Here is a 12,750-nt window from a genome sequence, read left to right on the forward strand (position 1 = left end):
GATCTCTCCTCGTTGGATCGTTAGTTGTTCGTGGGGCTCATTTTGCAGCAACGTTGTAACAACGCTGCGAATGTCACCCGGCCTTCACGCATGCGATCAGGTATGGGAAGTTGTTTTTTTATTTTCCCCCGTCGTCCCCGTCACGCAGTTGCGTCGGGCACAACTCTGCCCGCATGCTCGGCACTGTGTCAACAGATTCAAGCCCGCCTGTTTGGCCTTATTTGCAACCGTTTGCGCTTCTTTCCACCCTGAGGCGAGGGGCAGCCCGCTGACCAATCAGGACGACAGATTGACCTATCAGAAAAAACTATGATTGATAGGATCACATTTGCAACCCTAATGGAGAAGTCACGTGCGCCACGCCCAACTCCGCGCTTTCCATAACGTCGCCATCCACGGCGGATTTTCCCGCGCCGCCGAGGCCCTGAGCCTGACCCAGCCAGCCCTGTCCGATCAGGTCCGCAAGCTGGAGGCCGAATATGACATTCGTCTGTTTGACCGATCCCGCAAACAGATCGAGATCACCCAGGCCGGTAGCCGCTTGTTGGAAATCACCCGCCGCCTGTTTGAAATCGAGGATCTGGCCCGCGATATGCTCAGCGAAAGTCGCAGTCTGCGCAGTGGCACGCTGCGCATTGTCAGTGATACGCCTTATCATATCGTCGAACTTCTGGCCGCGTTCCGCGCGCGCTATCCGGGCGTTCAGGTATCGGTCAGATCGGGCAACAGTGCCGAGGTGTCGGCGACCCTGGCCAGTTATGAGGCGGATATCGGCGTGCTGGGCGAAATCCCATCGGGCAGCGAATACGACGTGATTGATCTGTCGCAAGCGCCGCTGATCGCTTTCGTCTCGGCAGGAAGCCCGCTGTCGGACGCGGGGGACATTTCCCTTGGCGATCTGGCGCGCAGCCCGCTGGTCTTGCGCGAAACCGGTTCGCGGACCCGTTCAAAACTGGAAGAGGCCTTCGCCGCAGCGCGCCTGAAACCCAGCAGCTATGTCGAGGCTGAGGGGCGCGAAGCGGTCCGCGAAATCGTTGCAGCCGGTGGCGGCGTCGGAATTGTCAGCGAGGCAGAGTTTGGCACCGATACGCGGCTGGTCGCCCTACCGATCCGCGATGCCAACCTTCTGATGGACGAGGCGCTGGTCTGCCTGCGCGAACGGCGCGACAGCCGGATGATCCGGGCGTTTATGGGGTTGGCGGCGGGGTAAGGCTGGCGACTGGCGTGGAGGGGGCGTTAACGATCAGGCGCCCTATCGGGCTTGATTCCGGGCGCAGAGAAAGCCGTAAACGTCCGCCCCAAACCAATTTCCCCTTCGGGACGGCTCAGATCACCTGTCGGTACAACCCGGCCAGATTTTCCACCGTCAGTTCCACCGGGTTGCCGCCGCAGCTTGGATCCTCGATCGCCATCGCCGCCAGTTCGTCGATCCGCGACGCATCCGCGCCCATTTCGGACAGCTTGCGCGGAATGCCCAGCGCATCGTTCATCTCCTGAACGAAATCACAGAACCCGTCGAAACCGCCGTCGATGTCCAGATAGGCCGCAGCGGCATCGAAACGATCCCGAATCGCGTCCGCGTTGAACGCCAGCACCGCGGGCATGCACACCGCATTTGTCGTTCCATGATGCGTACCGAACACCGCGCCAATCGGGTGGCTGAGGGCATGGATTGCGCCAAGCCCCTTCTGGAACGCCGTCGCCCCCATGGCTGCCGCGCTCATCATCTGCGCGCGCGCCTCGATGTCGGTGCCATCCGCATAGGCGCGCGGCAGGTAATCCTTGACCAGACGCATCCCTTCCAGCGCAATGCCCTGGCTCATCGGGTGATAATGCGGGCTGGAGAACGCTTCGACGCAATGCGCGAACGCATCAAGCCCGGTTCCGGCAGTGATCGCAGGCGGCATGCCGACCGTCAGTTCCGGGTCGCAAATCACGACAGAGGGCAGAACCTTGGGGTGGAAGATGATCTTCTTCACATGGGTTTCGGAGTTCGTGATGACGCTCGCCCGCCCCACCTCGGACCCCGTCCCGGCCGTGGTCGGCACTGCAATGATCGGCGCGATGGCATCCGCGTCCGCGCGCGTCCACCAATCGCCGATATCCTCGAAATCCCAAACCGGTCGCGTTTGACCGGCCATGAAGGCAACCATCTTGCCCAGGTCCAGGCCCGAACCGCCGCCAAAGGCAATCACCCCGTCATGCCCGCCCTTGCGGTAAACCTTTACCCCGGCGTCCAGGTTCATCTCGTTCGGATTCGGGTCGACGTCCGAGAACTTCGCCCGGCCCAGACCGGCAGCTTCGAGGATATCCAGCGTTGCATCTGTGATCGGCAGGCTTGCCAGCCCCCGGTCGGTAACCAGCAGCGGGCGTTTGATGCCTGCCTGCGCGCAAGCCTCGGGCAGTTCAGCGATCCGCCCTGCCCCGAATTTGATGGCCGTCGGGTATGACCAGTTTCCGGTGATGCTCATGTCGTGACTTTCTTGAAGTGATAGGATTTTGGCCGCGTCAGGTTCTGATAGCCGATGACCCCCAGCGCCCCGCCTTTGCCGGTGTTCTTGCCCCCCGTCCAGCACAGCGCCGGGTCGAGGTAGTCGGCGCGGTTCAAAAACACCGTGCCGGTTTCGATCCGCGCACCGATCTCCAACGCCGCGTCAATGTCCTGCGTCCAGAGCGAGGCGGTGAGCCCGAACTCGCTATCGTTCATCAGGCGGATCGCTTCGTCGTCATCCTTGACGGACATGATCCCGACCACGGGTCCGAAACTTTCGTCGCGCATGACCCGCATGTCGTGGGTCACGTTGGTCAGGATTTGCGGGCTGAGGTACGCACCACCGTCATCCGCCGCCATGGTTTCGATATGGGCCGTCGCACCATCGGCAATCGCCTCGGATGTCTGTGCCCGGACCTCTGCCGCGAACCGCACGTTTGCCATCGGCCCCAGCGTCGTTTCCGGGTCCAACGGGTCGCCCAGCTTATAGGCACTGACCACGGCGACTGCCTTTTCAACAAAGGTGTCAAACAGCGACTCATGGACATATATCCGCTCGATCCCGCAGCAGCATTGGCCCGAATTGAACATCGCCCCATCGATCAGCGTGTCCACCGCCGCGTCGAGGTCCGCATCAGCGCGAACATAGCCGGGATCTTTGCCGCCAAGCTCAGTCGCGACCGGCGTAAAGGTGCCCGCCGCCGCACGCTCCATGGCCCGCCCACCACCGACCGACCCAGTGAAGTTCACGAAATCCAGATGCCCGCCCGCGATCAAGGCCGAGGTTGTGTCGTGGTCCAGAAACAAGTTCTGAAACACATCCGCCGGAACGCCCGCCTCGGTGAATGCACGCGCCATCCGTTCGCCCACCAGAAGGGTCTGGGTGGCGTGTTTCAGCACCACCGTATTGCCCGCGATCAGCGCCGGGGCGACCGTGTTGATCGCAGTCATGTAGGGATAGTTCCAGGGCGCGACGACCAGCACGACGCCATGCGGTTCACGGGCAATCCGGCGCAGGAATTTATCGGAATCCTCAACCTCGATCGGCTTCAGGGCCTCGGTCGCGATGTCCGCCATGTGGCTCGCGCGCTCATCCGTGCCGCCGAATTCACCGCCATAGCGGATCGGGCGGCCCATCATGCGGGCAAGCTCGGGCACGACCTCTTCCGTCATTTCGCCCAGTCGCGCGACACCGGCACGGACCAGCGCGATGCGGTCCTCCAGCGGGCGCGCGGCCCAGTCGGATTGGGCGGTTCGGGCGGCGGCAACCGCCGCTTTGGCATCGGCTTGTGACAGGCACGCGCGGGTCGCGAAAACCGATCCGTCGATGGGTGAAATGCAGGTGAGTGTGGTCATGTCTTGTCCCGAATGTCTTGCCCGACCATGAACAGGAACGGGCCGTGGATGGCGTGAAACTCTCGTTGATTGTAGGGGCGATCAAAGGGCGCGCGGAAGTGGCCAGATGGCAGGGCGTCGAGTGCGGCGCGATGCTCATCGTAAAACGCATCCACATCGTCAACGTCAATGTAGATGATGTGCTGGCGTGCTGGGTCGGCCATGTCGGCGTTCGGGTCGGCATTCAGCAGTCGGATCGCCCCGTCGCCGCGATGGCACCAGGCGTAGCCCTCCATCCGAAAACCGACCTCAAACCCCAGACAGTCACGCAGGAAATCACAGGCCGCGTCGATATCGGCCACAGCGATCATCGGCGTGACGTTCAGAACCCTGGTCATGCCCGCTCAAACCCCCGCGCGATTTCCCAATCGGTGACGACGGCATCGAAAGCCTCCTGCTCCCACTCGGCAGCGCGGGTGTAGTGGTCGATGACCGCGTCGCCAAAGGCCGCGCGCAGCATCTTGGAACCGCGCAGGGTTTCGGTCGCGGCGCGCAGGGTATCGGGAATGGACTCCTTGCCCCCTTCGTACGCATCGCCGTCGAATGGCTTGCCGCAGTCCAGCCCCTCCTCAATCCCGGCGATGCCGGCGGCCAGCATGCCTGCGATGGCGAGGTATGGGTTCAGGTCCGCCCCGCCAACGCGGCATTCGATCCGAACGGCGGGCGAGCTGTCGCCGCATAGTCGGAACGCCGCCGTGCGATTGTCGACCGACCAGACCTTGCGCGTCGGGGCAAAGCTGCCCTTCTGGAACCGCTTAAAGCTGTTCACGTAGGGCGCGAGAAACCACGTGATGTCGCCCGCGTATTTCAGCAGCCCGCCGAGGTAGGCGCGCATCATACCGCTCATCCCCAGATCGGCGTCCTTGTCGAAAAAGGCGTTGGTCTTTCCCTTCCATAACGACTGATGCACATGGCTGGCCGAGCCGACCCGGCCCGCATCCCACTTCGGCATGAAGCTGACGGCGCGGCCCTTTTGCCAGCCGATTTCCTTGGCGGCGTGTTTGGCGATCGTGTGATTGTCGGCGCAGTCCATCGCGGGGCCATAACGCAGGTTCAACTCCTCCTGCCCGGCCTCGGCTTCGCCTTTTGACCCTTCGACCGGAATGCCACTGTCATAGAGGCCGTTGCGAAGGGCGCGCATCACCTCTTCTTCCTTGGTGGTCTGCAGGATGTGGTAATCTTCGTTATAACCGCTGATCGGAGTCAGGTCGCGGAAACCGCCCTTGCGGATCGCGTCATAGCTTTGTTCGAAGATGAAGAATTCCAGTTCCGTGGCACTGATCGCGGTCAGACCCATTTCGGCCAACCGATCAATCTGCGCCTTCAGCATCGCACGCGGCGAATGGGCGATGGGGGCGTGGCCGTGGTGATCCAACACATCGCAAAGAACGAGTGCAGTGCCTTCCAACCACGCGGCCAGCCGCAACGTGTCCATGTCGGGTCTGAGCGTGTAATCGCCATAGCCACCCTGCCACGAGGTCGAGGCATAGCCGTCGACCGTGAACATCTCCAGATCTGTGGCCAGCAGATAGTTGCAGCAATGGGTCTCCTCCCACGCGCTGTCGACAAAATGCCGCGCATGGAACCGCTTGCCCATCAGGCGGCCCTGCATATCGACCATGCAAGCCAGAACGGTGTCGATCTCGCCCGCGTCAACGCGGGCTCTCAGGTCATCGAGTGTCATTTGCGCGTCCCTTGAATGGGTCCCGGGGCGCATTTGCTGCGCCCCGAGAGTTTAGTCTTAACCGTAGCGGTAGGGCCGTCCGGCCTTCACCATGTCGGCGTTGTACTTCTTGAAGATCTCGACAACCTTGGCCTTGGTTTCGGACTCGGCTGCGATCTCGTCCCAGAACTTGACGGCAGCGTCTTCGACCGTCTGCCATTCGGCGTCGGGGGTCGAGGTCAGCTCCATCTTGGTGCCGTTGACGCGCAGGTTCGCCTCACCACCCCAGTACCACCACTGACGATAGTAATGCGACTGGTCGCAGCACACGCGGAACAGCGTCTGAAGGTCTTCGGGCAGTTCGTTCCAGCGATCCATGTTCGCAAAGAACGATCCCGCCCAGGCGCCCGAGATGTTGTTGGTCAGGAAATAGTTGGTCACATCGGCCCAACCAACGGTGTAATCCTCGGTGATGCCCGACCAAGCGATGCCGTCGAGTTCGCCGGTCTGCACAGCAACCTCGATGTCTTCCCACGGCAGGTTCACCGGCACGACGCCGAACTGGGACAAGAAGCGCCCGGCGGTCGGGAAGGTGAAGACCCGCTTGCCTTCCAGATCGGCCAGCGACCGGATCGGGTCTTTGGTGGCAAAGTGGCAGGGATCCCAGGCACCGGCAGAGATGTGCTTGACGCCGACCTTGGAATACTCGGCATCCCAGATCTCATTCAGACCGTACTGGTTGAACAGCACCGGCACGTCGAGCGAATACCGCGACCCGAACGGGAAGTAGCCGCCGAACACCGTCACTTCGGTGGGTGAGGCCATCGAGTCATCGTCCGACTGCACCGCATCAATCGTGCCGCGCTGCATCGCCTGGAACAGCTCTCCGGTGGGGACCAGCTGGTCTGCGAAGAACAGCTCGATGTTCATGCGATCGCCGGCGATCTTGTTGAACATCTCGATGGCCGGCACGATGACCTCGGCGGCCAGCGCGGGGCCGGCATAGGTTTGCATCCGCCATTTGATCTGGCTTTGCGCCAGCGCGGGCGTGGCCAGCGCAGCGGCAGGTGCAACGGCGGCCCCTGCGATAAACTTGCGTCTTGAAGTCATGTCTGATCCTTTCAGTTGGCGGGGCGGATGCCCCATGAAATACCGCTTTGCGGCGTTATTGGCCCCGTCTGTTACGAGGCTTGTCCCCTTTGTCAGGCCACCTGCTGATGCACCTCGATCACATTGCCTTCGGGGTCGTGAAAGAACACCTGATGCCAATCCATGGAAAAGGCGGTGCCATAATCGGAATAAGGTATGCCCTCGGCGTCGAGAGTGGCCAGGAACGCGGGCAGATCGTCGGTACGAAAGGCGATATGGACACGCTCAAGGGGGTTGATCACCTGCCCGTTGTGGAAGGCGATATCCATTGCCCGCTCGGCCAGATGCATCTGCATCCCGCCATCGGTGGCAAACCGGATCTTGCCGTCAAACCCCTTGCCATCCGCCGCCTCGGTCCGTGGGAAATGCGCAACCGGCATGTCGTCCAGACCCAGCACTTTCGTATAGAAGTCATGCATCCGGTCGACATCGCCCGAGACGAAATTGATATGGTGGAAGTCGAGCTTCATTGGTCCCCCTCAGTTCCCATAGACGGTTTGTGGCAGCCACAGCGCGATCTGCGGGAAGATCATCACCAGCGCCAGCGCCAGCGCCATCACGAAGACAAACGGAATGATCGAGCGATAGATGTCGATCAGCATAATCTCGGGCGGGGCCATGGCGCGCATCAGGAACAGATTATACCCGAACGGCGGCGTCATGTATGCGATCTGCGTGGTGATCGTATAAAGCACCCCGTACCAGATCAAATCGAAGCCCAGCACCGCGACCAGCGGCACGTAAAGCGGCGCGACGATGACCAGCATCGCGGTGTCATCCAGGAACGTGCCCATCAGGATGAAGCTCAGCTGCATCAGGATCATCCAGGGGGAAAGGCCCAAGCGTTCGGTGAACAGATCGTCAATGGCGTTAACCGCCCCAAGGCCATCGAATACCGCGCCAAAGCCAAGTGCCGCCAGAATGATCCACATGAACATGCAGGAGATTCCAAGCGTGTTACGCACCGAATTCTCGAACACCTGCCGCGTCATCCGCCCCTTGACGACCGCCGCCAGAAACGCCGCCAACGCGCCCACCGCGCTGCTTTCCACCAGCGAGGTCCAGCCGTTCACAAAGGGCACCATCATCACCGCGAAGATACCCAGCGGCAGAAGACCCGCGCTTAGCAGGCGCATCTTCTCAACGCGCGGGATATCGCGGTTCTCAGCAGGAAGCGCCGGGCCAAGTTCCGGGTTTATCCGGCAGCGGATCACGATGTAGATGATGAACATCCCGGCCATCATCAGCCCCGGAATGACCCCGGCCAGCCACAGCTGACCGACCGGTTGCCGTGCAATCATCGCATAAAGCACCAACACGACCGAAGGCGGGACGAGGATACCAAGGCTCGACCCGGCCTGAATGACCCCGGTCACCATCCGTTTGTCGTATCCACGCTTCAGCAACTCCGGCAAGGCAATCGTCGCCCCGATGGCCATCCCTGCGACACTGAGACCATTCATCGCCGAGATCAGCACCATCAGCAGGATCGTCCCGATGGCGAGCCCCCCGCGCAATGGCCCCATCCAGACGTGGAACATGCGGTACAGGTCATCGGCGATCTTCGATTCGCTTAGCACGTAGCCCATGAAGATGAACATCGGCAGGGTCAGCAGCGGGAACCATTTCATCAGCTTCATCGCCGCTGAAAATCCAATGTCGGCCCCGCCCCCGTTCGGCCCCCACAGCAACAGGGCCGCCACCACACCGACAAATCCGATGGCCCCGAACACCCGCTGCCCGGTCATCAGCATCAGCATCATGGTCGCGAACATGATGATGGCGATCCATTCCTGGCTCATGCCACCTCTACCCCGCGAATGCGCGCGACGTCCTTCAGAAACTCGCTGATCGCCTGCAACAGCATCAGGAAGAACCCAAGGATCATGATCGATTTGATCGGCCACATGTAAGGCCGCCACGCGGTTGATGAACGTTCCAGGAAGCCCAGCTTTTCAGCCGCCGCCTCCGGCCCGCCGGTCAGCAGGCTCCCGCCGAGTTCGCCGAAAAACTGGATCGGCTCGCGCCCGAAATAGCCGACCGAATAAGCGGTGGAGCCCAGCGCCCCCCAAAGCAGAACGCAAAGATAGAAGATCAGGAAGAAGATCGTGAAGGCATCAAACCAGGCCTTCTTGCGATCGTCCCATTCGCCGTAAAACAGGTCCATCCGCACGTTCGAGCCCAGTTGGATCGAATAAGGCCCGCCCAGGATGTAATAGGTCACCATGGCAAACTGCGCCAGTTCCAGCGTCCACAGCGACGGGTTGAAGAAGGTCTTTGAAATCGACGACCACAGCAAAATCGCCATCAACGCAAAGATGCCGTACATGATGAACCGCCCGACACGGCGGTTCAGCCCGTCGACCAGGCGGATATAGCTCAGAAAAACTCTAGGCATGATGTGCCGCGACCGATTTGGCGCCGTCTAGTGTCGCCAGCGCTGTCGTCAGGCTGGCAACCATCGCGTCGGCGATGCGCGCAACCTCGCCCTCGGACGTCAGAAGGTCGTTGCGCACTTCGATCATTACATTCGCGATGCCGCGCGCAAGCGCGTGCTCCTTCAGCGTGTGGGTCACCCCGTCTGCCGGGCCATAGGGTTCATTGCGCGCAACGCGCCAGTGAGACAGTGGTCCGTTGTTTCCCAGCATGGCGTCAGCCAACCGCGTGTCACTATCGTGTAGAATCCCAATCTCGACCGCCCGAGGTTCGCCGAAATAGGTCGGCGTGAAGCTGTGGATCGTGACCAGCACTGGGGCCGCAGCGCCATCCAGTGTTGCCGCAACCGTTGCTCTGAACGGCTCATAAAACCGATCCGCGCGTTCGGCGCGATCTGTGGCGGTCAGCCCCGCATTCCCCGGCACGGCGACCAGTTCGACTTGTTTTGGCATCGCCGCTTCGGACGACAGCGGACGATTGCAATCGTAAAGCAAACGCGACATCCGACCTGCGACAAACGGCGCATCAAGCCGTTCGGCCATCGCGCGGCCCAAAGCCTCGGCACCCGGATCCCAGACTGCATGGCTCAGGCGATCCGCCGCGCTCAACCCAAGATCCGCAAACTCTGCCGGGATATGGGACGAGGCATGCTCGCACACCAGAACGACAGGCCCGGCGGCACCGGGATTGATCACCTCAACCACCTGTTCGCGATCTGCCGCATTGGCCATCCGGCCCGACTCCCCCCAGACATTCTGACAATATCCTTTCTTGGGATCACTAGACTGTCAATATACTTTCAACGGCTGGTCAGGGCACGACGTTTGTGCCTAAGCTGGCAAACCATTTGCAAGAGTTCCGCCCTTGACCGACGCCTTCCGCACCGTACGCGACATGATCCACGAGGCTTTTGACGGCCTTACCGTGTCCGAGCGCAAACTGGCAGCGTCGCTGCTGGAAAACTATCCCGTGGCGGGGCTTGCCTCGATCACCATCGTGGCGGAAAACGCCGGCGTTTCAACGCCGACGGTCGCACGGATGGTGCAAAAGCTGGGCTTCAAAGGCTATCCGCAATTCCACAAAGCCCTGCGGGACGAGTTGGAGGCGACCCTGTCCGGCCCGGTCAAAAAGCGCGAGGTCTGGGCCGCCGCCGCGCCGGAATCGCACATGCTGAACCGGTTTTCCGAAGCGGTGATGGTCAACCTCGGGCAAACGTTTTCCAACCTCAACACCGATGCCTTTGACGCCGCCGTTGCCGAGATGGCCAACGCCGAAGGCCATCTATACGTGGTCGGCGGCCGGGTGACGCGCGCCCTGGCCGAATACGCTTTCACCCATTTTCAGGCGATCCGCGAGAACGTGACCCACATGACAAGCTCGGCGGCGACATGGCCGCATTACGTGCTGGATATGGGACCGGGCGACGTGATCCTGATGTTCGACATCCGCCGGTACGAAACCAATCTGATGCGCCTTGCCGAACTGGCGACGGAACGCGGCGTGAAAGTTGTTCTGATCACCGATCAATGGGCCTCGCCCGTCTCCAAGGTCGCACCCTTCGTGTTTCCCTGCTGGGTTCAGGTCCCCTCGGCATGGGACAGCAACATCGCGACGATGCTGCTGCTTGAAGCGATGATCGCGGCGGTGCAGGAAGAGGATTGGCCCCGGGCCAGCAAGCGCTATGACGCGTTGGAAGAACTGCACAAACTGACCCGGATTTTCCGCAAACCCAGCTGACTGCGAACCCCCATGACACAGATCCCCCCCCGCAATGTGATGTTCATCATCATCGACCAGATGCGCGCCGACTTGTTGCACGGCGCGCTGGCCGATCACGTGCCGCTGCCGAACCTGCGCGCCCTGATGGGTGCGGCCGTCAGCTTTACCAATCATCATTCTGTTGCAAACCCTTGCGGGCCGTCGCGTGCCTCGCTCCTGACCGGGCAATACGCGATGAACCACCGCTCGGTCCGAAATGGCGCGCCGCTGCGCCATGACACGTCGAACCTGGCAACCGAAGTGCGCAAGGGTGGGCACCTGCCGCTGCTGTTTGGCTATACCGACACCACGCTCGACCCAAGGTTGCACCAGCTGGTTGACCCGGATTTGCGAACCTACGAGCGGGTCATGCCGGGATTCGTGCAGACTGTCGAAATGGGCGCTGATGAAAGCTTTCCATGGCGCGCCTCGCTTGTGGCCAAAGGCTACGATATTCCCGAGTACACCGAATTCTATGTGCCGGTTGCGCAAGCTGATCAGCTGCGCCGTGTCGATGATCCTGCCTTCTACCGGGCTGAAGACAGCGACACGGCCTTTCTGACCGACGCCTGCCTGACGCACCTGCGCGCACGCGGAGATCGGCCCTGGTTCGCCCATCTGACCTATATCCGGCCACACCCGCCCCTGGTCGCGCCCGCGCCCTATAACCGGATGATCGACCCAGACACACTGCCCCTGCCCGACCGGCATGGGTCACAGTCGGCAGAACTGGCGACCCATCCCTTCTTCACCCCCGCCAACGCCGCCGCGCTGGTGGATGGATTTCCCGATCTGGGCAATGACGACACCACCGTCCAGGACTTACGCGCAATTTACCTTGGCCTTGCCGCCGAAGTGGACGTCCACATCGGGCGCATCATCGCATTTCTGAAAGACAGCGGCCAATGGGATGACACCCTGCTGGTCGTCACCGCCGACCACGGAGAGATGCTGGGCGATCACCATACCTGGGGCAAGATGAGCCCCTATGACGCCGCTTGGCACACGCCCCTGATCATCCGCGATCCGACGCAGCCGGACGCCCACGGCACCGAAGTCACGCGCCCAAGTGAATCCGTGGATGTGACCCCGACGATCCTCGACTGCCTCGGACTGGCGGCGCCGCCGTCGATGGACGGGCGATCCCTAAAGGTGTTCTTGCAAGGTGACACGCCGGACGATTGGCGCACCCATAGCTATAGCGAGCTGGATTTTGGCAACCCCGTTGCCCCCACGCTTTGGCAGACAACGCACAACCTGCACGCATCGGGTGCGAATTTCGCAGTGTTGCGCGGACCGCGTTATACGTTGACCCACTTCGCAGATACGCTGCCGCCGCTGCTGTTTGACCGCGAGGGCGACGGGGAAATGCGCAATCTGGCCGATGATCCGGCGATGGCGTCCGTGTTGCTGGAGATGACGCAAACACTGCTGAGCCACCGGATGCAGAACGCAGATCACACGTTATCGGCGACACAGATCACGGCCGACGGCCCGGTCACCACAGCCCGCAGATAGCGGACGTCATGCAAAAGCGCGCAGGGTTTTGTAACCCTGCGCGCTAAAGAAAAAGTTTAATGCCTCCGGCGGGGATAATTTTGGGTCAATGATGGCGGGATGGAAAGCCCTCTAGCCGGCCCCGAATAAGCCTAGACCGGGTTGTCCATCCGCACCGTCACCTGAACTTTGCCGTTCACCGCCTGCGACCAGCCGAGCGTGATCTGATCCTTGTTCGCGCCCTGCTGGGTGGCAACTTGTGGCGCGGTATAGATCGACTGGCTGGAGGATTGCAGATCCTCGACCACAACCGAAGTAACGCGCCGCGCCCAGCCTTCGAACGGCAGATAGGCGCCGGCAT

12 protein-coding genes are annotated in these 12,750 nt (G+C 61.4%); 3 read left to right on the plus strand and 9 right to left on the minus strand.

Features of this window, described 5'->3' with window-relative positions; genetic code table 11:
* Positions 1-352 precede the first annotated feature (352 nt).
* Positions 353-1,210, plus strand: a complete 858-nt coding sequence (locus GKR99_20405) for a LysR family transcriptional regulator (protein ID NKB29782.1) — start codon at positions 353-355, stop codon at positions 1,208-1,210.
* A gap of 115 nt (positions 1,211-1,325) precedes the next feature.
* Here GKR99_20405 and GKR99_20410 read toward each other — a convergent pair whose 3' ends face one another.
* From GKR99_20410 to GKR99_20450, 9 genes are all read right to left on the minus strand, one after another.
* The gene (locus GKR99_20410; protein NKB29783.1) at positions 1,326-2,471 is read right to left on the minus strand and encodes an iron-containing alcohol dehydrogenase; all 1,146 of its coding nucleotides are present in this window, start codon (positions 2,469-2,471) and stop codon (positions 1,326-1,328) included.
* Positions 2,468-3,847 (minus strand): aldehyde dehydrogenase family protein, encoded by a 1,380-nt coding sequence (locus GKR99_20415; GenBank protein ID NKB29784.1) that lies wholly within the window; start codon positions 3,845-3,847, stop codon positions 2,468-2,470. The genes GKR99_20410 and GKR99_20415 overlap by 4 nt, the downstream gene beginning before the upstream one ends.
* Positions 3,844-4,224, minus strand: a complete 381-nt coding sequence (locus GKR99_20420) for a VOC family protein (GenBank protein NKB29785.1) — start codon at positions 4,222-4,224, stop codon at positions 3,844-3,846. The genes GKR99_20415 and GKR99_20420 overlap by 4 nt, the downstream gene beginning before the upstream one ends.
* Positions 4,221-5,570: a glutamine synthetase gene (locus GKR99_20425; GenBank protein NKB29786.1), complete on the minus strand. Its 1,350-nt coding sequence runs from the start codon at positions 5,568-5,570 to the stop codon at positions 4,221-4,223. Before GKR99_20425 ends, GKR99_20420 begins: the two co-directional genes overlap by 4 nt.
* 57 nt (positions 5,571-5,627) lie before the next feature.
* The gene (locus tag GKR99_20430) at positions 5,628-6,659 is read right to left on the minus strand and encodes a twin-arginine translocation signal domain-containing protein (protein ID NKB29787.1); all 1,032 of its coding nucleotides are present in this window, start codon (positions 6,657-6,659) and stop codon (positions 5,628-5,630) included.
* Positions 6,660-6,751: 92 nt separating this feature from the next.
* On the minus strand, positions 6,752-7,168 hold the full coding sequence (locus GKR99_20435) for a VOC family protein (protein NKB29788.1): 417 nt from the start codon (positions 7,166-7,168) through the stop codon (positions 6,752-6,754).
* Between the two features lie 9 nt (positions 7,169-7,177).
* Positions 7,178-8,500, minus strand: coding sequence for a TRAP transporter large permease subunit (locus GKR99_20440; GenBank protein NKB29789.1), 1,323 nt, complete (start codon positions 8,498-8,500; stop codon positions 7,178-7,180).
* Complete coding sequence (locus GKR99_20445) at positions 8,497-9,096, minus strand: TRAP transporter small permease subunit (GenBank protein ID NKB29790.1); 600 nt, start codon at positions 9,094-9,096, stop codon at positions 8,497-8,499. The genes GKR99_20440 and GKR99_20445 overlap by 4 nt, the downstream gene beginning before the upstream one ends.
* Positions 9,089-9,865: an N-formylglutamate amidohydrolase gene (locus tag GKR99_20450; protein ID NKB29791.1), complete on the minus strand. Its 777-nt coding sequence runs from the start codon at positions 9,863-9,865 to the stop codon at positions 9,089-9,091. The genes GKR99_20445 and GKR99_20450 overlap by 8 nt, the downstream gene beginning before the upstream one ends.
* 163 nt (positions 9,866-10,028) lie before the next feature.
* Here GKR99_20450 and GKR99_20455 point away from each other — a divergent pair, with 163 nt between their 5' ends.
* Together GKR99_20455 and GKR99_20460 are read left to right on the plus strand one after the other, a co-directional pair.
* Positions 10,029-10,871, plus strand: coding sequence for an SIS domain-containing protein (locus GKR99_20455; GenBank protein NKB29792.1), 843 nt, complete (start codon positions 10,029-10,031; stop codon positions 10,869-10,871).
* Between the two features lie 12 nt (positions 10,872-10,883).
* Complete coding sequence (locus GKR99_20460) at positions 10,884-12,410, plus strand: sulfatase-like hydrolase/transferase (GenBank protein NKB29793.1); 1,527 nt, start codon at positions 10,884-10,886, stop codon at positions 12,408-12,410.
* Positions 12,411-12,750 lie beyond the last annotated feature (340 nt).

The sequence above is a fragment of the Paracoccaceae bacterium genome (assembly GCA_012103375.1).
GTDB lineage: Bacteria > Pseudomonadota > Alphaproteobacteria > Rhodobacterales > Rhodobacteraceae > WLWX01.